Annotated in this window: 18 protein-coding genes and 6 pseudogenes; 12 read left to right on the top strand and 12 right to left on the bottom strand. The window is 72.0% G+C overall.

Features of this window, described 5'->3' with window-relative positions; genetic code table 11:
* Nucleotides 1-174 precede the first annotated feature (174 nt).
* A complete protein-coding gene (locus A8W25_RS18840) occupies nucleotides 175-951 on the bottom strand; it encodes a VOC family protein (RefSeq protein WP_067162990.1) in 777 nt (258 codons plus the stop codon).
* 380 nt (nucleotides 952-1,331) lie between these two features.
* On the opposite strand from A8W25_RS18840, the gene A8W25_RS18835 reads away from it, so the two are divergent.
* Nucleotides 1,332-1,979: a TetR family transcriptional regulator gene (locus A8W25_RS18835; protein ID WP_067162989.1), complete on the top strand. Its 648-nt coding sequence runs from the start codon at nucleotides 1,332-1,334 to the stop codon at nucleotides 1,977-1,979.
* A 106-nt stretch (nucleotides 1,980-2,085) separates the two neighbouring features.
* Here the strand turns inward: A8W25_RS18835 and A8W25_RS35030 are convergent.
* Both A8W25_RS35030 and A8W25_RS35025 read right to left on the bottom strand, forming a co-directional pair.
* A pseudogene (locus A8W25_RS35030) lies at nucleotides 2,086-2,307 on the bottom strand (nitroreductase/quinone reductase family protein); the annotation flags it as partial.
* Nucleotides 2,301-2,549, bottom strand: a pseudogene (locus A8W25_RS35025) (acyl-CoA dehydrogenase family protein); the annotation flags it as partial. The pseudogenes A8W25_RS35030 and A8W25_RS35025, both read right to left, overlap by 7 nt.
* A 376-nt stretch (nucleotides 2,550-2,925) precedes the next feature.
* Between A8W25_RS35025 and A8W25_RS18825 the strand changes: the two are divergent.
* The 6 genes and pseudogenes from A8W25_RS18825 to A8W25_RS18815 all read left to right on the top strand — a co-directional run.
* Nucleotides 2,926-4,104 carry a thiolase C-terminal domain-containing protein gene (locus A8W25_RS18825; protein ID WP_067162985.1) on the top strand — a complete coding sequence of 393 codons (1,179 nt, stop codon included), beginning with the start codon at nucleotides 2,926-2,928 and terminating at the stop codon, nucleotides 4,102-4,104.
* 84 nt (nucleotides 4,105-4,188) lie between these two features.
* A complete protein-coding gene (locus A8W25_RS18820) occupies nucleotides 4,189-4,848 on the top strand; it encodes a pyridoxine/pyridoxamine 5'-phosphate oxidase (protein ID WP_067162983.1) in 660 nt (219 codons plus the stop codon).
* A 124-nt stretch (nucleotides 4,849-4,972) separates the two neighbouring features.
* Nucleotides 4,973-5,143, top strand: a complete 171-nt coding sequence (locus A8W25_RS35605) for a helix-turn-helix transcriptional regulator (RefSeq protein WP_324616234.1) — start codon at nucleotides 4,973-4,975, stop codon at nucleotides 5,141-5,143.
* Nucleotides 5,094-5,246 (top strand): annotated as a pseudogene (locus A8W25_RS35600) (hypothetical protein); the annotation flags it as partial. The gene A8W25_RS35605 and the pseudogene A8W25_RS35600, both read left to right, overlap by 50 nt.
* 49 nt (nucleotides 5,247-5,295) lie before the next feature.
* Nucleotides 5,296-5,457: a hypothetical protein gene (locus A8W25_RS34445; RefSeq protein ID WP_199831809.1), complete on the top strand. Its 162-nt coding sequence runs from the start codon at nucleotides 5,296-5,298 to the stop codon at nucleotides 5,455-5,457.
* A gap of 152 nt (nucleotides 5,458-5,609) precedes the next feature.
* A pseudogene (locus A8W25_RS18815) lies at nucleotides 5,610-7,622 on the top strand (acetate--CoA ligase family protein); the annotation flags it as partial.
* 161 nt (nucleotides 7,623-7,783) lie between these two features.
* Here the strand turns inward: A8W25_RS18815 and A8W25_RS32580 are convergent.
* Nucleotides 7,784-7,960 (bottom strand): annotated as a pseudogene (locus A8W25_RS32580) (acyl-CoA dehydrogenase family protein); the annotation flags it as partial.
* Nucleotides 7,960-9,093: an acyl-CoA dehydrogenase family protein gene (locus tag A8W25_RS18810; RefSeq protein ID WP_067162982.1), complete on the bottom strand. Its 1,134-nt coding sequence runs from the start codon at nucleotides 9,091-9,093 to the stop codon at nucleotides 7,960-7,962. The gene A8W25_RS18810 and the pseudogene A8W25_RS32580, both read right to left, overlap by 1 nt.
* Before the next feature lie 212 nt (nucleotides 9,094-9,305).
* On the opposite strand from A8W25_RS18810, the gene A8W25_RS18805 reads away from it, so the two are divergent.
* Complete coding sequence (locus A8W25_RS18805) at nucleotides 9,306-10,814, top strand: class I adenylate-forming enzyme family protein (protein ID WP_067162979.1); 1,509 nt, start codon at nucleotides 9,306-9,308, stop codon at nucleotides 10,812-10,814.
* Between the two features lie 124 nt (nucleotides 10,815-10,938).
* Here A8W25_RS18805 and A8W25_RS18800 read toward each other — a convergent pair whose 3' ends face one another.
* The gene (locus A8W25_RS18800; protein WP_067162977.1) at nucleotides 10,939-11,313 is read right to left on the bottom strand and encodes an STAS domain-containing protein; all 375 of its coding nucleotides are present in this window, start codon (nucleotides 11,311-11,313) and stop codon (nucleotides 10,939-10,941) included.
* A 237-nt stretch (nucleotides 11,314-11,550) separates the two neighbouring features.
* On the opposite strand from A8W25_RS18800, the gene A8W25_RS18795 reads away from it, so the two are divergent.
* Both A8W25_RS18795 and A8W25_RS18790 read left to right on the top strand, forming a co-directional pair.
* Nucleotides 11,551-12,129, top strand: a complete 579-nt coding sequence (locus tag A8W25_RS18795) for a sigma-70 family RNA polymerase sigma factor (protein ID WP_067162976.1) — start codon at nucleotides 11,551-11,553, stop codon at nucleotides 12,127-12,129.
* Nucleotides 12,126-13,400, top strand: coding sequence for a zf-HC2 domain-containing protein (locus A8W25_RS18790; RefSeq protein ID WP_067162974.1), 1,275 nt, complete (start codon nucleotides 12,126-12,128; stop codon nucleotides 13,398-13,400). The genes A8W25_RS18795 and A8W25_RS18790 overlap by 4 nt, the downstream gene beginning before the upstream one ends.
* Before the next feature lie 417 nt (nucleotides 13,401-13,817).
* Here the strand turns inward: A8W25_RS18790 and A8W25_RS18785 are convergent, their stop codons facing one another.
* From A8W25_RS18785 to A8W25_RS18775, 3 genes are all read right to left on the bottom strand, one after another.
* Nucleotides 13,818-14,960, bottom strand: a complete 1,143-nt coding sequence (locus A8W25_RS18785; protein ID WP_107470724.1) for a sensor histidine kinase — start codon at nucleotides 14,958-14,960, stop codon at nucleotides 13,818-13,820.
* Nucleotides 14,957-15,610, bottom strand: coding sequence for a response regulator (locus A8W25_RS18780; protein WP_067162972.1), 654 nt, complete (start codon nucleotides 15,608-15,610; stop codon nucleotides 14,957-14,959). Before A8W25_RS18780 ends, A8W25_RS18785 begins: the two co-directional genes overlap by 4 nt.
* 113 nt (nucleotides 15,611-15,723) lie before the next feature.
* On the bottom strand, nucleotides 15,724-16,506 hold the full coding sequence (locus tag A8W25_RS18775) for a S1 family peptidase (protein WP_067162971.1): 783 nt from the start codon (nucleotides 16,504-16,506) through the stop codon (nucleotides 15,724-15,726).
* 241 nt (nucleotides 16,507-16,747) lie between these two features.
* On the opposite strand from A8W25_RS18775, the pseudogene A8W25_RS32575 reads away from it, so the two are divergent.
* Together A8W25_RS32575 and A8W25_RS34440 are read left to right on the top strand one after the other, a co-directional pair.
* Nucleotides 16,748-17,467, top strand: a pseudogene (locus A8W25_RS32575) (hypothetical protein); the annotation flags it as partial.
* A gap of 212 nt (nucleotides 17,468-17,679) precedes the next feature.
* Nucleotides 17,680-19,098, top strand: coding sequence for a hypothetical protein (locus A8W25_RS34440; RefSeq protein WP_067162968.1), 1,419 nt, complete (start codon nucleotides 17,680-17,682; stop codon nucleotides 19,096-19,098).
* A gap of 115 nt (nucleotides 19,099-19,213) precedes the next feature.
* Here A8W25_RS34440 and A8W25_RS18760 read toward each other — a convergent pair whose 3' ends face one another.
* The 3 genes from A8W25_RS18760 to A8W25_RS18750 all read right to left on the bottom strand — a co-directional run bounded on the left by A8W25_RS18760 (nucleotide 19,214) and on the right by A8W25_RS18750 (nucleotide 22,628).
* A complete protein-coding gene (locus tag A8W25_RS18760; protein ID WP_067164212.1) occupies nucleotides 19,214-20,440 on the bottom strand; it encodes a damage-control phosphatase ARMT1 family protein in 1,227 nt (408 codons plus the stop codon).
* 164 nt (nucleotides 20,441-20,604) lie between these two features.
* Nucleotides 20,605-21,438 (bottom strand): hypothetical protein, encoded by an 834-nt coding sequence (locus tag A8W25_RS18755; protein ID WP_234386502.1) that lies wholly within the window; start codon nucleotides 21,436-21,438, stop codon nucleotides 20,605-20,607.
* A gap of 164 nt (nucleotides 21,439-21,602) precedes the next feature.
* Nucleotides 21,603-22,628 carry a glycosyltransferase gene (locus A8W25_RS18750; protein WP_067162966.1) on the bottom strand — a complete coding sequence of 342 codons (1,026 nt, stop codon included), beginning with the start codon at nucleotides 22,626-22,628 and terminating at the stop codon, nucleotides 21,603-21,605.
* Nucleotide 22,629 lies beyond the last annotated feature (1 nt).

The following is a 22,629-nucleotide window of genomic DNA, read 5'->3' as shown; positions in this document are numbered from 1 at the left end:
CGTACGGGCCCTAAGTATCAACGCGTCACAACAAGGCCCCGTGCAGCGTCTCACGCGGCACCCCGATTCTTCCTGCCGGAGGCGCCCGGTGGCCAACCCGAGTACAGACCGGGATGTCCCCTGTCGATCCGGACATCCCCGCCCCCTCATTCGGTTCTTTCGGTCGCTCCCCGCTCACTCCATCTGGAGGACGGCGAAGCTCGCTCCCTGGTCGTCGGCGAGGACCGCCATGCGCCCGTACGGGATGTCGAACGGCTCGGCGGTGACGCGGCCGCCCAGCTCGACACAGGCCGCGGCCGTGGCGTCGCAGTCCCCGACCGCGAAGTAGACCAGGAAGTGGTCGGGCATCTCGGCGGGGAAGGTGTCCCCTATGAGGCTGCGGCCGCCGAAGGCCGTGTCGGGGCCGGGCTCGGAGCCCGCGGGTGACCACGTGCGGAAGTCGCCGTCGGTCTCTTCCAGGTCCCGGCCCTCGAAGCCGAAGACCGCCTCGTAGAAGCGGTCGGCCTGGGCCGCGTCCCGGGTGTAGACCTCGGTCCAGCAGAAGGCGCCCGGCTCGCCGCTCTTCTCGAAGCCGGTGTGCCCGGCGCCCTGCCAGAGGCCGAAGACCGCGCCGCCGGGGTCGGCGGCGACCGCCATCGTCCCGTACGGAGGCAGCTGTACCGGGTCCCTCACCAGCTGGCCGCCCGCCGCCCTGATCCGTACGGCGAGGGCCCTGGCGTCGGGGGTCGCGAAGTAGACGCCCCAGGCGGTGGGCATCCGGCCGTCCCGCTTGGGGACGAGGGCGGCGACGCGCTTTCCCCCGCTGAAGGCGTTCGTGTAGTGCCCGGACCGCTCCTCGGCGTCGTCGTCGAAGGTCCAGCCCATCAGCGCGCCGTAGAACCGCTTGCCCGCCGCGAGGTCGGGCAGCGTCGCGTCGGCCCAGCACGGCGCGCCTTCCGGAAATCCGCCCATGCGCCTGGTTCCTTCCTGGGTGGCCCCGCCCGGGGTGCGGTACGAGACGCGGGTGCCGCTACGCGGTGAAGGTAACGGCCCCGCCCGCACCCCGCAGTGGCATAAATCGAACAAATGAACCTCTTTGCCCCCACTGTAGGCGCCCGCGCCCTTTTCCCGCAGGGGTTGTCCACAGAGCGTGTCCACAGGCTGTTGATAACACCATTCGAGTGGCGGACGGGCGCGCGATGCCGGGGGCGCCCGCGGGATGGCCGGGCCGCCGCGGAGTACGGGCGCCCGGCGCGCGGGCGGGCGGGCCCGTTCCCCGCCGCCGTCAACCCCCGGCCCCCATTTGCAGTCGGCCGAATCGCGCTCCGATCACCCCTCGGTAAGCTGACGGCATGACAGGACAAGTACGCACCGTCGACGGCCGCGTGGCCGGCCGACGCGGCCAGGCGACGCGGCAGAAGCTGCTCGACTGCCTCAGCGAGATGCTCAGCTCCTCGCCGTACCGGGACGTGAAAGTCATCGATGTGGCGCGGAAGGCGGGCACTTCACCCGCGACCTTCTACCAGTACTTCCCCGACGTCGAGGGCGCCGTCCTGGAGATCGCGGAGGAAATGGCCAAGGAGGGCGCGGCGTTGACCTCCCTCGTGGAGGGCCGCTCCTGGGTCGGCAAGGCCGGCTGGCAGACAGCCGAGGAACTGGTCGAGGGGTTCCTCGACTTCTGGCGCAAGAACGACGCGATCCTGCGGGTGGTGGATCTGGGCGCGGCCGAGGGCGACAAGCGGTTCTACAAGATCCGCATGAAGATCCTCAACTCCGTGAACAACTCCCTTACGGACGCGGTGAAGGAACTCCAGTCGAAGGGCAAGGTCGACAAGGACGTCAGCCCGGCGGCGATGGCGGGCTCGATCGTCGCGATGCTCGCGGCCGTCGCCTCGCACCAGAAGGGCTTCCAGACCTGGGGCGTCAAACAGGCGGAGCTGAAGCCGAACCTGGCGCTGCTGGTGCACCTGGGCATCACCGGCAAGAAGCCGACGAAGTAGCCCCGGCGGCCGCGGCACACGGATCGGCCCGGATCGGCCCGGGTCCGCGCCGGGGCGAGCGCCCTCGCGCCGACGCGGTGGCCGCCGGACGCGCCCTCAAGTCCTGTCACGCCGACGGCGGTTCACCAAGGTGAACCCCGTCGGCGTTCCCGTTCCCGTTCCCGTCCGCGCGCCCCTGCCTCTCCTCCAGCCGGAAGAGCCGTATCTCACGCTCGACGCGGGCCTGGTACGCGGCGTACGGGGGCCAGAACACCAGCGCCGCCCGCCAGGCCGCCGTACGCTCCTCCCCCGTGAGCAGCCGGGCCCGTACCGGCAGGTCCGGAGGGCGCGGCCGGTCTCCTCGGCGGCGAGCGCGAGCTCGCCGGCCCCGCAGCCGACCCCGCCGTACGCCTCGGGGACCGCGAGCCCCGGCAGCCCCATCTCGACGGCGACCTGTCCCCACAGGGCACGGTCGTACCCCGCCGGGGTCCTGGCGGCGGCCTTGACCTCGTCCGGGCCGCAGCGCTTGGTGAGCAGGGTGCGGAGGGTGCGGCGGATCTCTTGCTGCTCTGGGGTGAAGTCGACGTCCATGAGCCTGTCCTCCCGGTGGGCGGGGCGGGGCGACCCAGCGAATCTGACGGTACATCAGTTTCTGCCGAGCCACCCCTCCCCCGAACCCTCCAGAGGCGCCCGGCCGCAACGTCCTTCCGGGGCCACGCCCCCGAGCGCCCCCTTCGGTCACGCCCACGGGAAGGTGACGACCGCCGCCGACAGCGACAGCGCCTTGCGCGGCTCCGCCTCGGTGCGGGGCCGCACCTGATGCGGCGGCACGCTCCATTCGCTGCCGCCACCGGGCGGACGGAGGTATACGGATCCTTCGCATTCGGCCACGATCCGGCCGATGGTCAGGCACGGACTTTCGAGACCGTCGGGGTGAGCAACAGAGAACTGATGTACCGTCAGATCTATGGCAGCCCTCACGTGCTCCCACCCCCGCCCCGTAGCCGTCGTCGGCACCGCCCTCTCCGACACCGGCCGCGTCGACGAAGCCACCCCGTACGCCCTGCACGCCCAGGCCGCCCGCAGGGCGCTCGCGGACTCCGGGCTCGACCGGAGCGTCGTCGACGGGTTCGGGTCCGCCGGGCTCGGGACGCTCGCGCCCGTCGAGGTCGCCGAGTACCTGGGGCTCAAGCCGACCTGGGTCGACTCCACCGGCGTCGGCGGCGCCACCTGGGAGGTGATGGCCGGGCACGCCGTGGACGCCATCGCCGCCGGGCACGCCAACGCCGTACTCCTCGTCTACGGCTCGACCGCCCGCGCCGACATCAAGGCCGGGCGAAGGACTTCGAATCTCTCGTTCGGCGGGCGCGGCCCCCTGCAATTCGAAGTTCCTTACGGGCACACCCTCGTTTCGAAGTACGCGATGGCCGCGCGCCGCCATATGCACCGGTACGGCACCACGGTCGAGCAGCTCGCCGAGATCGCCGTACAGGCGCGCGCCAACGCCGCGACCAACCCGGACGCGATGTTCCGCGACCCCATCACCGTCGACGACGTCCTGTCGGGGCCGATGATCGCCGACCCCTTCACCAAGCTGCACTGCTGCATCCGCTCCGACGGCGGCTGCGCGGTGCTGCTCGCGGCGGCGGAGTACGTACCCGACACCGCCAAGGCCCCTGTCTGGGTGCTGGGTTCGGGCATGGCCGTCTCGCACACGACGATGTCCGAGTGGGACGACTTCACCGTCTCCCCGGCCGCCGTCTCCGGCCGGATCGCCTTCGAGCGCGCCGGAGTGCGCCCCGCCGACATCGACCTCGCCGAGATCTACGACGCCTTCACGTACATGACCCTCGTCACCCTCGAAGACCTCGGGTTCTGCGAGAAGGGGGAAGGGGGCGCGTTCGTCAAGAAGGGGCGGCTGCTGACCGGTGGCGAGCTGCCCGTCAACACCGACGGCGGCGGGCTCTCCGCGTGCCATCCCGGGATGCGGGGGCTGTTCCTCCTCGTCGAGGCGGTACGGCAGCTGCGCGGCGAAGCGGGCCCGGGCCAGGTCCACAAGGCCGACGGCCGCCTCCCCGAACTCGCCGTGGCTTCCGGCACGGGAGGCTGGTTCTGCTCGTCCGGGACGGTGGTCCTGGGGAGGTGAACGGGGGGCGCATCGAGTACGCCCTGAAGCGCGAGGAGTGGCTCGCGAGCAGGGGGCGCGCGAGCGGCGGGTGACAATCTGCGCATGGAATTCCAGGAGTACCTGCACACCCTGCGCGTCTGGGACGTCGAGCTGCCGCACTTCGTACCGGAGGACGCGCCCGACGAGCCCGTGCCGCTCTTCCAGGAGTGGCTGACGCACGCCGGGCGCGCCGGGCAGGCCGAGCCGCACACGATGACGCTCGCGACGGTGGACGGGGACGGGCGTCCCGACGTACGGACGTTGATGCTGCACGGGGCGGATGAGGGCGGTTGGTCGTTCGGGTCGCACTCCGGCAGCGCGAAGGGACGCCAGCTCGCCGGCTGCCCGTCGGCCGCGCTCGGGTTCTACTGGCCGGCCGTGGGGCGCCAGGTCCGGGTGCGCGGCGCGGTGGCCCCGGCCGGGCCGGAGGCCGCCCAGGCCGATCTGCACGCCCGGTCGACGGGCGCGCTGGCCGCGGCGCTGGTGGGGCGGCAGAGCGAGGTGCTGGGTTCCCTGGACGAGCTCGCGACGGCGTCGGAGGACGCCTGGGCCCGGGCCGCGGCCGCCCCCGCCACGCCCGTACCGAGCTGGACGCTGTACGTCCTCGACCCCGTCGAGGTCGAGTTCTTCCAGGGGGATGCCCGGCGGCGGCATGTGCGGTTGCGGTATCGGCGTGAGGCGGAAGGGGCCTCGGGGTGGGCGCGGGAGCTTCTTTGGCCGTAGGCCGCAGACAGGGCGTTGCACGTCCCCTTGGCGGAATTGCATGGAACACGTGATGGTCATGCAGCGCGCCACCCCGCACGACGAATACAAGATCTGACCGTCCCACCCTACGGATAGCCCATTCATGTCCGCGTCCCCGTCGTCCAGCGCACAAGCCGCCCGCGAAGGCGTCGCCGCGCGACTCCGCGAGCTGCGGATGGACGCGGGCTTGACCGGTCGTGACCTGGCTGTGCTCGCGGGCTGGCATGCGTCGAAGTCCTCGCGGATCGAGAAGGCCAAGACGCCCCCCTCGTAACTTTCGCGTCTACTGCTCGGACGTCATTCCGGGACTGCTCCAGACCGAGCCGTACGCCGTGTCGTTGCTGTCCATGATCAGCCGGTGCCAGGAGACCCCGGACGATTCGGCGCAGGCGGCGGCCGCGCGCGTGGCGCGATCGCACGTGATCCATGAGGGTGACCACCGGTTCGCCCTACTGCGCCCCCGCAGCCGGGTGCGGGGTCTGCACCGCGCCGGCGGCAGAGCTGTCCGAGGCGCGCGAGGCCAAGGATCACGGCAAGGCGTACGACGCGGCGGTGGAGATCAGGAACCACCCGCACCCGGAGAAGTGAAGGCCCAGAGGGCGGCCTGCTTGGGCTGCGAAGGACCCCCGAGGGGCGCGGGGAACCGCGCGAGCAACCACCCACGGCCCGCAGGGGAAAGACCTAATCCTCCGGCCGGAACACCGGTACCGCCACCCCTCCCCCCTCCCGGAACTCCACCGGGCCGCCCCAACACGGGGATCACCCGCCAGCTGATCGCCTGGGCCGGGCGGGTGGGCGCGCGCGTCCACCCGGTGCACCCCACCCGCGACTCCGTCTTCGGCCTGCCCTGTGCCGCGTCCCTCGCGGACCTGCCCGAGCAGGTGGACCTGGCCGTGCTCCTGGTCGGCGACCCGCTTCCGCTGGTCGACGAACTGGCCGAGGCCAAGGTGAAGTTCGCGGTCGCCTTCGCCTCCGGCTTCGCCGAGACCGGCCAGGACGGCGCGGCCGCCCAGGAGCGCCTCGCCGCCGCCGTCAAGCGCTCGGGGGTGCGGCTGCTCGGCCCCAACACCAACCTCAACGCCTTCGAGCGCTTCCGGGACGATCTGGAGGGGCCCGCGATCGCCCTGATCACCCAGTCCGGTCACCAGGGCCGCCCCCTGTTCGCCCTCCAGGAACTGGGAGTGCGTCTCTCCCACTGGGCGCCCACCGGCAACGAGGCCGATCTGGAGAGCGCCGACTTCATCTCGTACTTCGCCGAGCGCCCCGAGGTCGGGGCCATCGCCTGCTATCTGGAGGGGCTCAAGGACGGGCGCTCCTTCCTGCTGGCCGCCGACCGGGCGGCGCGGGCGCGGGTGCCCGTGGTGGCGGTCAAGGTAGGCCGCACCGAGACCGGGGCGCGCACCGCCGCCTCCCACACCGGCAAGCTGACCGGCGCGGACCAGGTGGTCGACGCGGCGATGCGGCAGTACGGAGTGATCCGCGTCGACGGGCTCGACGAGCTCCAGGACACCTCGGCCCTGCTGGCGCGGGCGCGCCCGCCGGTGGCCGACGGGGTCGTCGTCTACTCGATCTCGGGCGGCACCGGCGCCCACTTCGCGGACCTGGCGACGGCGGCCGGACTGACCCTCCCCACACTCTCCGACGCCAAGCAGGCCGAGCTGCACGAGTGGATACCGCCGTATCTGAACGTGGCCAACCCGGTCGACAACGGCGGGCACCCGGTGGGCGACTGGCGCGGGCGGAAGATCATCGACGCGATCCTCGCCGACCCCTCCGTGGGCGTTCTGATCTGCCCCATCACCGGGCCGTTCCCGCCGATGAGCGACAGACTGGCGCGGGATCTGGTGGAGGCGGCGGAGCACACCGACAAGCAGGTGTGCGTGGTGTGGGGCTCGCCCGTCGGCACCGAGGCCGCCTACCGCGAGACGCTGCTCGGCTCGTCCCGGGTCGCCACCTTCCGTACGTTCGCCAACTGCATAGGCGCCGTGCGCGCCTATCTCTCCCACCACCGGTTCACCTCCTCCTACCGCTCGCCCTTCGACGAGGCGCCGCGTGTGCCCTCGCCCTCGTTCCGCAAGGCCGCGGCGCTGATGCGGCCGGGCCGGCAGCTGAGCGAGCACGCGGCCAAGCAGCTGCTGCGGGCGTACGGCATCCGGGTGCCGCGCGAGCAGCTGGTGACCAGCGCGGCGGCGGCCGTACGGGCGGCGGGCCAGGTCGGCTACCCGGTGGTGATGAAGGCCTCGGGCACCCGGCTCGCCCACAAGACCGAACTCGGCCTGGTCAAGGTCGGGTTGACCTCCGCCAGCCAAGTGCGCGACGCCTACCGCGAGCTCACCGACATCGCCCGGTACGAGGGCGTCGAGCTGGACGGCGTGCTCGTCTGCCAGATGGTCGCCCGGGGTGTGGAGATGGTCGTCGGCGTCACCCACGACGCGCTCTTCGGGCCGACCGTGACCGTGGGTCTGGGCGGCGTCCTGGTGGAGGTCCTGGGCGACGCGGCCGTGCGCGTACCGCCGTTCGGCGAGGAGCAGGCCCGCGACATGCTCGGCGAGCTGCGCGGCCGGGCGCTCCTGGAGGGCGTACGGGGCGGGCCGCCGGTCGACGTGGACGCGCTGGTGGAGGTGGTGCTGCGGGTGCAGCGGATGGCCCTGGAACTCGGCGGCGAGCTCGCGGAGCTGGACATCAACCCGCTGATGGTGCTGCCGCGCGGGCAAGGGGCGGTGGCGCTGGACGCGCTGGTGGTGTGCTCATGAGCGCCGATCCCGCCGGGGAACCCCGGCCCGCCGCCGAGACCGTGCGCCACACCACCGACGGCGGGGTCGCGTGGATCACGCTGGACCGGCCCGCGGCCATGAACGCCGTGACCTGGGAGCAGCGGGAGCGGATCATCGCGCTGCTCGACGGGGCGAGCGCCCTCCTCCGGCAGCCGCAGGGCGAAGAACCCGGCCTCGCCGAGCGCCCGCCACAGGCCCCGGTCGAGCCCTCCCCCGTCGACGGCGGCCCGCAGCGCGGCGGCGTCGAAGCGCCGGGCGAGCAGCTCCCGTACGCCCGCCCTCAACGCCCGCTGTTCGTCGGTGAGTCGGAAGTCCATCAGCGGCCCTTCGGCAGGCCGAGGATCCGCTCGGCGACGATGTTCTGCTGGATCTGCGAGGTGCCGGCGGCGATGGTGTACGAGAGCGAGGAGAGCCGGTCCAGGGTCCACTCGCGGCCGAGGTCGAGGGCGTCGGGGCCGAGCACGGCGGCGGCCGCGTCGTACAGCTCCTGGCGGGCGTGCGAGTAGCGCAGCTTGAAGACCGAGCCGCCGACCCCGGGGACCCCTCCCGTGTGCTCCGACTCGCTGACATTCCACTGGATCAGCCGCCACAGCGCGCCGAACTCGGCGCGCAGAGAGCCCAGTTGGCGACGGATCACGGGATCGTCCCAGGTGCCGTTCTTGTGGGCCTCGCGGGCGATCTCCGCCAGGACGCGGCGGCAGGCGACCACCTCGCCGACGAAGGCCGTGCCGCGCTCGTACGAGAGCGTCACCATGGTCACGCGCCAGCCGTCGTTCTCGGCGCCCACCCGGTTGCCGACCGGGATCCGCACCTCGTCCAGGAAGAGCTGGGCGAACTCGTCCGACCCGGCGAGGGTGCGCAGCGGCCGTACCGTGATGCCGGGCGCGTCCATGGGCATCGCCAGCCAGGTGATGCCCCGGTGTTTCGGGGCGTCCGGGTCGGTGCGCACCAGCAGCTCGCACCAGTCGGCGACCTCCGCGTGCGAGGTCCAGATCTTGGAGCCGCTCACCACGTACGCGTCCCCGTCGTGCACCGCCCGGGTCCGCAGCGCCGCCAGGTCCGAGCCCGCGTCGGGCTCGCTGAACCCCTGGCACCACACCTCGTCCCCGCGCAGCACCGGCTCCAGCCACCGCGCGCGCTGCTCCCGGGTGCCCTCGGCCGCGATGGTGGGGCCCGCGTGCAGCAGCCCCACGAAGTTCGCGCCGACATAGGGGGCTCCGGCGCGCTCGGTCTCCTCCAGGAGGATCAGCCGCCGGGTGGCGGACGCGCCCCAGTGCACCTGCGCGTACCCGGCGTCGTACAGCCTGCGCTGCCAGCCGGTGTCGTACGCGCGCCGCCCCGGCCAGTCCAGCGGGTCCGGCTTCGGCGGCAGCCCCGGCAGCACGGCCGCGAGCCACTCCCTCAGCCGCGCCCGGAAGCCCTCCTCCTCGTCGCTGTACGTGAGGTCCACTACGAGCGGTCCTTGTCGAGGGCGGGGTTCACATGGTCGTCGACGCCGACGACGCTCGGCAGTTCGGTCACGCGTGGCCTCCGCCCGGCTGACTTATCTGATGACCCGTCAGAAATAAGCCTAGCCCTGAGCCTCTGGACCGACAAGCCGCTACGACCTACGCTCTGCCACGATCTGACATGCCGTCAGCTACGTGCTTCCTGGGGGTCGAAGTGAACGACACCGCACACGCACTGGGCGCCTCGCACACCCTCTGGGAACTGGTCGCCCGGCGCGCCGCCCTCACCCCCGGCCGGCCCGTCCTGCTCCAGGACGACCGCGTCCTGACCTTCGGCGAGCTGCGCGACCGCGCCGAGCGGGTGGCGGCGGGCCTGTACGGCATGGGCGTACGGCCCGGCACGGTGGTCGCCTGGCAGCTGCCCACCAGGATCGAGACCGCGCTCCTCTCCTTCGCCCTCGCCCGGATCGGGGCCGTCCAGTCGCCCGTCATCCCCTTCTACCGCGACCGCGAAGTGGGCTTCGCGCTACGGGAGTCGGGGGCGGAGTTCTTCGCGGTGCCGGGACTGTGGCGCGGGTACGACCACGGGGCGATGGCGGCCCGCCTCGGGGCGCGGGGCGTCTTCGAGGCGTACGGGACGCTCCCGGACGGCGACCCGGCCGTCCTGCCGCCCCCGCCCGCCGACGGCACCGCGGTCCGCTGGATCTACTGGACCTCGGGCACCACCTCCGACCCCAAGGGCGTCCTGCACACCGACCGCTCACTGATCGCGGGCGGCTCCTGTCTGGCGCACGCGCTGCACCTGACGGCGGACGACGTCGGCTCGATGGCGTTCCCGTACGCCCATATCGCCGGGCCCGACTACACGGTGATGCTGCTCCTGTACGGCTTCCCCGCGGTGATGTTCGAGCAGTTCGCGCTGCCGGAGGCGCTGGAGGCGTACCGCAAGCACGGCGTCACGGTGGCGGGCGGGTCGACCGCCTTCTACTCGATGTTCCTGGCCGAGCAGCGCAAGCGGCCGGACGCGAAGGTGATCCCCTCGCTGCGGCTGCTCGCGGGCGGCGGGGCGCCCAAGCCGCCGGAGGTCTACCGCTCCGTCGTACGGGAGATGGGGGTGAAGCTCACCCACGGCTACGGCATGACCGAGGTGCCGATGATCACGATGGGCTCGCCGGACGACACGGAGGAGAACCTGGCGACGACGGAGGGCCGGCCGCCCGAGGGCATGGAGATACGGATCGTGGACGGCGAGGTGCGGCTGCGCGGGGAGGCCGTCTGCCAGGGGTATCTGGACCCCGTACAGAGCGCCGAGGCCTTCGACGCGGACGGGTTCCTGCGCACGGGCGATCTGGGGTTCGTGACAGCGAGCGGGCATCTGGTGCTGACCGGGCGGCTCAAGGACGTGATCATCCGCAAGGGCGAGAACATCTCGGCGAAGGAGATCGAGGATCTGCTGGCCGCGCATCCGGCCGTCGGGGATGTGGCGGTCATCGGGCTGCCGGATGTGTCACGGGGGGAGTTGGTGTGCGCGGTGGTCGAACAGCCGCCGGGGGCCGATGAGTTGACCCTGCCCTCGGTCACCTCGTACCTGCGGGCGCAGGGGCTGTCCGTGCACAAGCTGCCGGAGCGGCTGGAGGTGGTGGCCGCGTTGCCGCGCAATGACGCGTTGCGGAAGGTGCTGAAGTATCAGTTGCGGGAGAGGTTCGGGGGTGGCGGGGGCTGAGTTTCGTCTGCGGGCCGTGGTGGGCCGGTCGCGCGGTTCCCCGCGGCCCCTTTGGCCCGGGGTCCGTCTGCGGGCCGGTGGTGGGTTGCTCGCACCGTTCCCCGCACCCCTCGGTCTCGGACGGCTAGGCCGACAGGGGTTGCTCGTCCTCGCGGGCCGCTGTCGCCACGTCCCCGTAGACGTCGAACAGGCGGCGTACTCCGAGGGCCGCCAGGACGCGGTTCACATGTGAGCCCTCCACCGCGCCCCGGGCCGGGAGGATCAGGCGGAGCCTGCCCCGGCAGGAGCGGATGAGGCGGCGACTGGCGATCAGTACGCCCACGCCGCTGGAGTCGCAGAACAGCACCCCGGACAGATCGAGCACCAGATCGTGCCGACCCGCCGCCACCGCGTCGTGGACCACCCGCCTGACCTGCGGCGCGGTCACCAGGTCCAGTTCCCCGCGGACGCGCACCACGGCCCATCCGCCCTGCTCGGCCTCGTTCACGATCAGCGTCACGCGTCCGGTACCTCTCTGTGCCGTCGGCCCCCGCCCGTCCCCGGCGCCTTCCCGGCCCGCACCGCGCGAAACCACTTCGCCCTACCACGACCTGCCGTTTTGGGGGCGCACTTGCCGTAAACGCGCGCTCCTTCTCGGCCGGGCGCACTACATTCGAGGAGACACGAGTACACAGGGGCGCGGACAAAAGGCACAAAGAACGCACGACGGTACACGCGTAGACGGTTGGGGAGCCGCATGGCGAAGGACGCACCACCTCGCTGGGACCGCAGGATGCAGCAGCGCCTGGCGCGCGGCGAGGCGGCCGCACTCGGTGAGCTGTACGACCGGTTCGCCTCGCTCGTGCACAGCCTGGCCCACCGCGTGCTCGGCGAGGACTCCGCCGCCGACCAGATCACCCGCGAGGTGTTCGGTTACGTGTGGGAGAACCCGGACGCGTACGACCCCAAGCAGGGCTCCATGCGCTCCTGGGTCGCCAAGCTCACCCAGCGCCAGGCCGTGCTGCGGCTGCGCCAGTCCGAGGCCGCGCAGTACGCGGAGCACGGCGGCTCCACCGAGGAGCTGGAGGCGAAGGTGCTGCGGGCCACGGCCGCCGCCCGCGCCGACTACATCGTGACGTCGATGCCCGCGCCGCTGCGGCAGGCGCTGGAGCTGGCGTACCACCAGCGCCGCGACTACCGGCAGGCCGCCGCCGACCTCTCCATCAGCGAGGACGAGGCACGGCGCCGGCTGCGGCTCGGGCTCCAGCTGCTGTCCACGGCGAACACCCGCCCGCCGGAGGGGTCCTCGCCGCCCGGTTACGGACGTGCGCTGTGAACGGGCCGGCCGAGCAGGGTCCGGCGGTTCCGGACGACGAGAACGGCACGCCGCGCATACCGCCGCCGAGGCGGGCGGCGGACGACATCGACCGCCTGCCGTCACTGTCGTCGCTGCCGCCGGGCCCCGCGCCGACACCTCCCTCTCCGTCTTCACCTTCGTCGGAGCCGGTGATCCGTACGCACGCCATACTGAAATCCCTGCTCGGTGCGTGGGCGCTGACCGCCTGCTCGGCGGAGGAGACCGAGGCCGTGGAAGCCCATCTGACCGAGTGCGCGCCCTGCGCGGAAGAGGCGCTGCGGCTGCGGGACGCGGTGGGGCTGCTGCACACCGACCGCAGCCTGGACCTGGACCCGCTGCTGCGGTCCCGGGTCCTGGAGAACTGTCTGGGCCGGCGCCCGGCGCGCATCCCGGTGCCGGTCTGGGCGTCCGCTTACGACGCGGAGGCCGCCCGGCTCGACGCGCTGCTCAATGACTTCGGCGACGCGGAGTGGCACGCTCCGGTGCGGCTGAAGTGGTTCGAGCGGGAGCGGCAGGTGCACCGCAAGACGACGGTGGCGGGTGTCATCGGCCATCTGATGGCGGTGGACGGGCTCGTCGCCGCCGCGCTGGGGCTCGACGACCCGGCGGGCGCGGGGCTGCCGGCGGGACCGACGGCCCGTACGGAGGCGTTCTGGACCTCTACGCGCTTTCCGCTGACGCGGGCGGTGCGGGAGCCGTGGCGTGAGCAGACGCACACGCTGATCCGTACGGTGTCGTTCGCGGGGCGGGGTGCGGCCGAACTCGCCGTCCCCTACGGCGACTTCGCCCTCCCCCTCCAGGACGCGCTGCTCGACCGGGCCTTCGAGTGCTGGGTCCACGCGGGGGACATCGCGGAGGCGGTGGACTATCCGTACGATCCGCCGTCCGGCGCGCATCTGCACCGGATGATCGACCTGGCGGCGCGGATCCTGCCGGACGCGCTGGCCGCGCGTCGTCGTGCGGGTCTGGCTCCGCCGCCGCGCGGCCTCGTCACGGCGGGGTCGCCCGGCCGGTCCCTCCGGCTGGAGATCGAGGGGGCGGGTGGAGGTGACTGGTACATCGCGCTGGACTCCCCGGCGGCGGTCGGCTCCCCCGACCACGAGGTGGCCCACATCGCGCTGGACGGGGTGGAGTTCTGCCGCCTGGCTGCGGGGCATGTACCTCCGGAGGACGCGGCGGCGGGGCGTCTGGGCGACCGCGAGGCGATCAGGGACGTACTGCTGGCTACGGCGTCCCTGAGCAGGCTGTAGCCCCCACCCCACCCCTTCCCTAAACCCTCCGGGGGCGGGTGGGGTGCAGGCTCGCTTCCCGGGGCCTGCGGGCCCCTGCACCCCGCTCCGTGGTTCGTTACCGCGGGCCGGTGGGGGCTGGTCGCGCAGTTCCCCGCGCCCCTGAGGGGGTTGGCGGCGGCCTGCGAAGCCAGCTCAGCCACAGGCCTTTAGGGGCGCGGGGAACTGCGCGGCCAGCCACCCGCGGTCCGCAGATCCAGAGGGGTTAGGGGCGCGGGGAACTGCGCGAGCAACCACCCACCGGTCCGCGGACGAAGACCGGGCGGGAACTGCGCGAGCAACCACCCACCGGCCCGCGGACGAAGACCGGGCGGTGAACTGCGTGAGCAAGCCACCGCCGGGTCGCAGACAAAGACCGGGCCAAGGGGGGCGTGGGGCTCAGCCCCGGAGTGGTAGGAGTGCCACCACCTGCCAGCCCCCCTCCGGCGCCGGCCCCGCCGCCAGGCTGCCGTCGAGCGCCGCCATCCGCTCGGCCAGGCCCACGAGGCCGAAGCCGCCACCCCGCGCGCTCCGCGGGAGCCTCGCCGCGCGGGAGCCGTCGTCCGCGACCCGGACCTCAAGCCCGTCCCCGACCACACGGAGCCCCACCCGTACCGCACTCGCGTCAGCCGCGTGCTTGCGCACATTCGTCAGCGCCTCCCGCACCACGCGGTACGCGGCCGCCGCGACCTCCCCGGGGAGGCTGTCCTCCAGGCCCGCCTCGACGTACAGCACGGCCGGCGGCCCCGCCAGGGAGAAGCGGTCGGTCAGTTCGCGGAGCTGGGCGAGGCCCGCGACCGGCTCGGTCTCGGGCTCGCCCTCCCGCAGCACCCGCACCAGCCGCCGCATCGCGCTCAGCGCCTCCCCGCCCGCCTCCTCGATCCGGCCGAAGGTCTCCGCGGCCCGCCGCCCCTCGACCGAGGTGAAACGGGCCGCGCGGGCCTGGACGACGATGCCGGTGACGTGGTGGGCGATCAGGTCGTGCAGCTCGCGGGCGAGTTCGATGCGCTCGGCCGTGCGTACGGCCTGGAGGTCGCGCACCCGCTGCCAGGACTGGGCGCGCAGCAGCAGCGAGTACGCGCTGACGACGACCGTGAGCACCGCGAAGAGCAGGGTGAACCGGCCGGGCGAGGCGTCCCGGACCGGCACCGCCATACAGCCGAGCCCGAGCACCGGCCCCAGGACGGCGGCGGTACGGGACGGCGCCCGCAGCAGGACGGCCGCGAGCAGCACCAGGAGCGCCACCGCCTCGCCCATCCCCCAGACGACCTCCGGGCGCTCCAGGAACATCAGCCCGGTCGCGGACCAGGTGACGGCCGCGGCGGCCCAGGCCCGTACGACCGGGTCGAGCCCGGGCCACGGCAGGGCGCACAGACAGACCACCAGGCCCGAGGCCCAGACGACGGCGTGCGGGGTGGTGGGCTGGCGGGCGAGGACCAGACCCTCGAAGACGACGAGCCCGACCAGGAACGCGGCGAGCCCCGCGCGGGCGGTCTCGGCCCACCGGGGGTGGCCGCGCAGCCAGCGGCGGAGCGGGCTCACGCCGCGCCCGTGGCCAGTCCGCTCTCCCAGGCCCAGGCGGCGATCTCCACCCGGTTCCGGGCGCCGAGCTTGCCCTGCACATTGGCCAGATGCGTCTTCACGGTGGAGAGGGAGACGTACAGCTCGGCGGCGATCTCGGCGTTGGTGGAGCCGCGCGCCAGACAGCGCACGACCTCGCGTTCGCGCTCGGTGAGGGGTTCGGCGGGCTGCCGCAGGGACGCGGCGGGGCGGGCGGTGGCGAGCTCGCGCAGCAGCCGGACCGTGATCGCCGGGGAGACGAGGGAGTCCCCGGCCGCCGCCGCGCGCACCGCCTCGACCAGCATCTCGGGGCTGGCGTCCTTGAGGAGGAAGCCGGAGGCGCCGCCGTGGAGGGCGGCGTGGACGTACTCGTCCAGGTCGAACGTGGTGACGATGACGACGCGCGGGCGGTCGCGGCCGCCCAGGCGCCGGGTGACCTCCAGCCCGTCGAGGCCGGGCATCCGGATGTCGAGGAGCAGGACGTCCGGGTCGTGCCGGTCCACCGCCGCCAGGGCGGACGGGCCGTCGAAGACATCGTCGAGGACCTCGATGTCGGGCCTGCTCTCCAGGATCATGCGGAACCCGGTCCTGACCATCTCCTGGTCGTCCGCGATGACCACTGTGATCGGCATGCCCACATATGACCAGATTTGGCCGGACGCCCGCAAATGCGGGGCGCCCGGCCGGGACGGGCTCGGGGTGCGGAGGAGCGGACCTCGCGCTCCAGGGCTACAGCGCTACACGGCTACAGGGTCGCCGCGGCCTTCGCGATGTCGGCGGCGAAGGTCGAGACCTCGCTGTACACGCCGGGGTAGCCGGGCTCGGCGCAGCCCTGGCCCCAGCTCACGATGCCGACCTGGATCCAGGCGTTGTCGTTGTCCTTGCGGAACATGGGGCCGCCGGAGTCGCCCTGACAGGTGTCGACGCCGCCCTGCTGGAGGTAGCCCGCGCAGATCTCGTCGCCCGGGACGAGGTCGCTGCCGTACGCCTGCTGGCACTGGGCGTCGGAGACGAAGGGGACCGTCGCCTTGTAGAGGTAGCGCTGCTGGCCGCCGCCCTCACTGCGGGCGCCCCAGCCGGCGATGGTGAAGGTGCCGTTGTTGAACTGGGTGGTGGTGGCGATCTTGAGGGTGGGCTGGTTGACCGGCTTGGCGAGCTTGATCAGCGCCCAGTCCTTGCCCTTGCCGTTGTAGCCGGGCGCCTGGAGCACCTTGGTCGACTTCACCTTGACGGCGCTGCCGCTCTGGAGGTCGACGACGCCCGCGGTGGCGGTGATGGAGGTGTTGGCGCCGGAGCCGTTCACGCAGTGGGCGGCGGTGAGGACGATCTGCTGGGTGTAGAAGGCGCCGCCGCAGCCCATGGAGAGGCGGACCATGAACGGGAACTCGCCCTGGGCGGCGCGGGTTCCGCCGACCACGGGCGTCGGGGACGCGGAGGCGCCGGTGGCGGGCTGGAGGGTGAACGCGGCGAGGGTGACCGCCGCGACGGCTACGCATCTCTTGAGCGCACGCACGAGTGTGTTCTTCAAGGGACTGCCCTTCGTGGGGGGTTGGACGTCCGCGCGCCGACGCACTGGGGGATGACATGGGCGCGTCAATGCGCGTGCTGTGGAGTATGAGAGCCCTCCGGGCACCCGACAAGCACTGCTTTCCGGCCATGCGTACGAAGGCGGGGTGCCGCGGACCCCTCGTACAGTGGAGGCTGGTTCACCGTCCTACGGGGGTGACAGCGTGGCCCACGAGCGCGCGGCCGGGTCCGGATCCGGCCGTATGTCCAGTCCGGTCGTCCATGGGTTTCCGCACATCGACACCGTACGGGCGGCGATCACCGCGCTGTACCGGCGGCTTTCGTACGACGGGATCCAGGGGTACGCGACGAGCGTCCTGCCCGCCGACGTCGCCTTCGCCGACCACGACGACCTCCATCTGGGCGCCCAGCGGGTGGCCCGCGCGCTGGTCCAGCACCTGCATCTGCCGGACGCCCGGATGATCGTCGGGTTCCGCGAGATGCAGCACGCGGCGTCGGTCGAACTGGCCGCGGGGCCGGAGTACTTCATCGAGCTCAACGACCGCTTCCGGCGCCACCGCCGGGACATCGGGGCGGCGCTGGCGCACGAGATCACGCATGTGCTGCTGCACCGGCTCGGCCTTGAGTTCCCGGGGACGCGGGACAACGAGATCCTCACGGACACGGTGACGACGTATCTGGGGGCGGGGTGGCTACTGCTCGACGCGTTCCGGGAGGACGGGGTCTCCAGCCAGAAGCTCGGCTATCTGACGCCGGAGGAGTTCGGTTACGTCCTGGCCAAGCGGGCGGCCGTGTTCGGCGAGGACCCGTCGCCGTGGTTCACCAGCCCGCAGGCGTACCCGGCGTACCGGGCCGGCCTCGCCCGCGCCCACCGCGACGAACAGCAGCCGCCGCTGGTGGCGGCCGGGTGGTCGGGCCGTCGCCGCTACGCGAGGGACCGGCGGGAGGCGCGGGAGCGGGGTGGGCTCGACGCGTTCCGGGAGGACGGGGTCTCCAGCCAGAAGCTCGGCTATCTGACGCCGGAGGAGTTCGGTTACGTCCTGGCCAAGCGGGCGGCCGTGTTCGGCGAGGACCCGTCGCCGTGGTTCACCAGCCCGCAGGCGTACCCGGCGTACCGGGCCGGCCTCGCCCGCGCCCACCGCGACGAACAGCAGCCGCCGCTGGTGGCGGCCGGGTGGTCGGGCCGTCGCCGCTACGCGAGGGACCGGCGGGAGGCGCGGGAGCGGGGTGGGGTGACCACATCCACATCATCGCAACCCTCATCCGCGACGACGGCCGCCGCCCCCGCCGGCACAACGAAGCCCGCCGCGCCCAAGCCGAGGCCCGCCGCATCGAAGCCGACTACGGGCTGCGCCGCGTCACGCCCGGCGACGGCACCGCCGCCCCGCGCCCCACCAGCGCCGAACGCCACAAAGCCGAACGCCAGGGCCGGGAGCGCCCACCGCGGGAGCAGCTGCGCGAGACCGTCCGCCAGGCCGTGGCCGGCGCCGCCGACGAGGCGGAGTTCTTCGGAAGGCTCCAGGCCGCAGGTCTCCTGGTCCAGCAGCGCATCGCACCCTCGGGCGACCTGCTCGGCTACAGCGTCGCCCTGCCCGGCGACCACAACGAGACCGGTGAACCCGTCTTCTACTCGGGCTCCAAGCTCTCCCCCGACCTGTCCCTGCCCCGCGTGCGCAAGCGATTCGTCATGGAGCTCGGCGCAGGGCACTCGCACCCCGCATCCCAAGGCACCGCCCGGCCGGCGAGGCCGCTATCGGCTGCGGCCGCCGCCCGACGCTCCGCCACCCACACCGCCTGGATCACCCTGCTCACCCTCGACCAGGATGGTGACGGCGCGGCAGCTGCCCGTATCGCGGCCACCGGCGAGATCCTCGACAGCCTCGCCCAGACCAGCCCCGTCTCCACCCGCCAGCAGTTGCGCGAGGCGGCCTGGGCGTTCGAGCGGGCCAGCCGCTCCCACACCCGGGAGGAATACCGGCACGCCCAGGCCCTGCGCCGCGCCGCCCGCGACCTGCGCTATAGCGGACCGGCGCCGGGTCGGGGGGAGGATGGCGCGAGCACGGCGATGCTGATCGACATCCTGTTCTTCCTCACCACCGCCGCCGCCCACTGGCACGCCCGACGGCACCACGCCCAACAGGCCGAAGCCGCCCGCCAGGCCACCGCCCACCTGCGCGCCGCCTACACCATCGCGGCCAAGGAGCCGATGGCCCGACTGCGGGAGCAAGGCCAACGCCTGGCCCAGCCCGTCCAAGACTGGTCCGCCGCCCTCCTCCGGGCTACCGCGCCCGACATCGCCGAGCAGGCGATCGGCGAACCGGGCTGGCCCGCACTCGCCGCCACCCTCACCCACGCCTACCAAGCCGGAAGGGACCCACAAACCCTGCTCACCGAAGCCATCACCCAGCGGGAACTGGACACCGCCGGGTCCCTCAGCGAGGTCCTGGTCTGGCGCCTGCGCCACCTCGCCGACCTCCCCGCCGACGCCACTTCGGGTCAGCGTCCCCAGGTCCCGACCGCGCCCACCCGGCAGACCCGTCCAGTAACGGGCACACCGTCCGCCAACGCCACGCCGTCAAGACGCGGTCGGTAGGACCTAGCCCCGCTGGAATGGCCAGCCGATGGAACACCGAGCGGCCGAGCAGACAACAGCCCGGCCGCTCGCGGCGCAAAGTGCCGATGCGCGAGGAATCGCGCGGAGACCACGTCTACCGTCGAACCTGGACCAGGGCGTGAGTGCCGCTCGTACGCCAAGCCCCGCCGCCCTGTTCCAGCGCATCCAGCGTCTTCTGCTCCAGCCCCACGATGACGTCAGACTTCAGTGTGCGCACCGCCGCGACAGCCCCAGGGAAGTACGCCGTCAGCTCGGCGAACGGAGTCGTCCCGTCCCACATCCGGTCACCCACCAGCCGACGGTAGTTGAGGTCACCTTTCAGGATGGTCAGCGAGACGGCCGCGAACTCCTGCCGCAGGTCCTCCGGCATCTCCTCGTACGGCAGCGGGGCGCAGAAGAACGGGTGAGCGCGGACCTCCAGACGCCCGGTCGCCATGGCATCCCACAGGCGCCCGCCGATCCTGCCAGCCTCACCAGGCGCCTCGGCCAGACGGCGCAGGCAGTCGACAACGTCCGCCGTCATCGCGTCGGAAACGAAGTACGGGCAAGGCTTGACGTGGAGCACGATCCTCTCGGCGTACCGGTGCAGGAGGAGGTGGTCGATGAGGATCAGATCTGGGATCAGCTCACGCCCCGCGTTGTCCGCCACCACCGCGACCGCAGTGCCGGCTCCTGCGGGCAGCAGCTGCCACAGCACAGCGCTCTCGTCGACCACCAGTCCGTCGGTAACGTCGCCCGGCGCTGACTCCCCCTCCGTGACACGGAATCCGAGGTCCGCGCGGTTGCCCCACAGCGAGGCGAGGAGCAGTGCCGTGGCCCGCTCGTCGGCCGGCGCATCGGCGAGTGCGTCCAGGGCCCGCAGTTCCTCGTCCACCGCCGCGCCGCGCAGTTCGGCCCGCTTGAACGGGGCGAAGGGGTCGACTCCCTGCCACGGGCCCGTACCGAAGTACTCGATCGCGGCCAGGAGCCTGCGGTAGAAGTAGCTCTCCGCCCACAGGAACGGAGCATCGAACCACGGCCGCCCGACGTACTCCCGCCCCCAGTCCGCCCACTGCGCGTAATCGTGCTCCGAGGGGGCAAGCGGTTCGACGACACCGTTGATGACCTCGTCCAGCAGGGCATCGAGGGCATCGTGCTGTCGACGGCCGTACGGAAAGGCGTCCCGCACCTGCTGGATCAAGGCGGGATGCCGTTTGGCCAGGACACCCCAGGCGAACGAGCCGGGCTGGTTGCTCAAGATGACCGGGGCGTCACGTCCGACGGCCGAGCCGGAACGGCTGGCGACGCCGTCGTCCGGGGTGCGGGAAGTCTTCTCTGTCATGGTGTCCAAGCCCTTCGCTCGTCGCTCATGCGTCCTTGATCTCCAGGGCAACGACCCCAGCCGCGCTGCCTACCAGCATCTCGCCCGTGCCGGCTTCGGAGGGCGCAGTGGCCCGCCTATCAAGGCCCTCCCAGCGTGCGGGACGCAGCGTCCAGAACGTCTGCTCACAGGAGCAACTCCTTCTCGATAGCCGTCACAACAGCCGGCCACGAAACGGAGAGGGGGCCGAAGAGCGACCAGTAGTCGTACGAAACGCGGACGAAAGCGCTGACACCGAGGGGCACGGAGTCGGGTGAGATCGTGCCGACCACCCGCCGGGTGATTCCACCAGGACCTCTGGCCGCGGGAGTAATCCCGTGTCCTATGAGGAGCGTGGCCGTACGGATGGCGTCCAAAGTTCCCGTCGGCGCTGCCTGAGCGAATCTGCCGTAGACGAGTCGGTGCCAGTTCGCGCGAGTGCGGGCCCACGCCAGGCGTTCCAGACCTGTGCCCAGGTCTACGGCCATCCGCCCCGGGTTCTCGGCGTTCCATAGGAGGACGATGTCGCCGAGAGGGAGGTCCAAGTGGCTGAAGTGAATAGTTACGCCTTCGACTTGGCGTCGGCTCCACGTCGTGAGCTTGCCGTGGGCGCTGAGGTGCCGGGCGTGGAAGCCGAGTCGGGACAGCACGGTTAGCCATCCGTCCAAGATCGCACCGTACTCGTCGATGTCCTGTATGGGGTGGATCCGGGAGACGTTGACAAAGGAGGTCAGGAAGCCTTCGGCCAGGTCGCCCGCGGCATCGCGCTTACCGGTGAAACGGACGACGGGCTGGGGCAGGAATCCGCTTCGGTAGGTCTGCGGGCGCCCGTCTTTGAGGAGCGGGTCGAGGGCTTGAACTGCCGAGATGGTCAGCTCCGTTTCACGGCCCCATCGAAGCGGCAGGCAGGGGGCTTGTGGGGCACCCTGTGCCGCGAAGCCGACCTTCAATCCTTCCAGCAGGTCTACCCAGGTGGGCATGCGACGTGGCGGCCTGTAGGGAGAACCGCGATGCGGATGTCGAATGTCGATGCGGCCGTCGACAAGAGTGAACTCCCACTGTCTCCCCAGAGCTTGGCGTAGAACAGTGGCTAACTGGGGTCCCCTGTCCAACGACGGCTTGTCGGCACAGCCTGTCTGGCCGGTCACGAGCATGGCCAGGCGGACATGGCCTTGAAGTGACGAGCGGGATCGAATCGGTCCATGCCGATCGTCTGGACGTGCGCGTGATCGAGAACCTCTGCTTGCTCGATCGCGCGAGCGAGCTGACGAGCAGCTGCCTCGTCGTCTTCATCAGGGTCAGCCACCGTGATCACGCCGGTCTGCTCGCACAGCGCGGCCTCGGCGCAGGTGCCTTCACGCCAGGTGAGCGCGGCCATGGGCGTTCCCGTCCGGAGGGTCTCGCCGAACACCGCGGCGCCGGCCTCCACGTAGGTGCGGGCGTAGGTGTAGACGAAGACGGAGGCATCCCGGATGGCGGCGGTCTTGGCGGGACCGCCCAGTTCGCCCACCCACTCGACGTGATCCGCCCCGAAGAGCCTGTCGTGGCGTCGTATGTAACTCTCGTCGAAGACCGGGCCGACGACGCGGATCCGGCGGCCGAGCATTTGCGCGGCTCGTACAGCGAGATGTGGTGCCTTCTCTTCGTCTATGCGGCCGAGCCACACCAGGTCCTTACCTGCGACCGCAGGCGGCTCCTCCTCGTCCAGGCCAAGGTGGACGGCGAGTTCGGGGATGGGCTGGTGGTCTGTGTATCGCTCGATCATCTCGGGCGAGTAGCAGTAGAGCCGTGACCGTTTGCCGTCGAAGGCCGTGTCCGCGTGCTGGAAGACGGGCGAGTGCTGGAACGTGGCCACGTCGCAGTCCAGCTCGTTCCAGGTGCGGGTCCAGGCCGGCAGCGAGGGGTATTCGTGCCCTACGACCAAGAGGTCGTAGCCGGTGTCGCGGAGCTCGCGTTGGGCGAGCGATCCGGGGGTGATGTCCTCCAGGCGGACCGGCCGACGGACCCAGTCGTTCTCCAGGTCCGTGAGCCAGCCCGGCCCAAGAAGGTGTACGTCGGCGCCTGCGGCTCGGGCGCCTACGGCGACCGCCCACAGCCATCGTTCGATCCCGCCGTATCCGGCGGGTGGAAAGGCGTAGCTACCAGGGAAGTCGCAGACGCCGACGAGCACG

Source organism: Streptomyces sp. ERV7 (assembly GCF_001653515.1).
GTDB lineage: Bacteria > Actinomycetota > Actinomycetes > Streptomycetales > Streptomycetaceae > Streptomyces.
Note: the sequence above shows the minus strand (reverse complement) of the source record. Positions and strands in the feature narration are given on the sequence as shown.

What these genes read in the sequence shown, in the direction of transcription:
- A8W25_RS18840 (WP_067162990.1), bottom strand. Translation starts at nt 951, where the DNA reads ATGGGCGGATTTCCGGAAGGCGCGCCGTGCTGGGCCGACGCGACGCTG.
- A8W25_RS18835 (WP_067162989.1), top strand. Translation starts at nt 1,332, where the DNA reads ATGACAGGACAAGTACGCACCGTCGACGGCCGCGTGGCCGGCCGACGC.
- A8W25_RS18825 (WP_067162985.1), top strand. Translation starts at nt 2,926, where the DNA reads ATGGCAGCCCTCACGTGCTCCCACCCCCGCCCCGTAGCCGTCGTCGGC.
- A8W25_RS18820 (WP_067162983.1), top strand. Translation starts at nt 4,189, where the DNA reads ATGGAATTCCAGGAGTACCTGCACACCCTGCGCGTCTGGGACGTCGAG.
- A8W25_RS35605 (WP_324616234.1), top strand. Translation starts at nt 4,973, where the DNA reads ATGTCCGCGTCCCCGTCGTCCAGCGCACAAGCCGCCCGCGAAGGCGTC.
- A8W25_RS34445 (WP_199831809.1), top strand. Translation starts at nt 5,296, where the DNA reads ATGAGGGTGACCACCGGTTCGCCCTACTGCGCCCCCGCAGCCGGGTGC.
- A8W25_RS18795 (WP_067162976.1), top strand. Translation starts at nt 11,551, where the DNA reads ATGGCGAAGGACGCACCACCTCGCTGGGACCGCAGGATGCAGCAGCGC.
- A8W25_RS18780 (WP_067162972.1), bottom strand. Translation starts at nt 15,610, where the DNA reads ATGCCGATCACAGTGGTCATCGCGGACGACCAGGAGATGGTCAGGACC.
- A8W25_RS18760 (WP_067164212.1), bottom strand. Translation starts at nt 20,440, where the DNA reads ATGACAGAGAAGACTTCCCGCACCCCGGACGACGGCGTCGCCAGCCGT.
- A8W25_RS18755 (WP_234386502.1), bottom strand. Translation starts at nt 21,438, where the DNA reads ATGCCCACCTGGGTAGACCTGCTGGAAGGATTGAAGGTCGGCTTCGCG.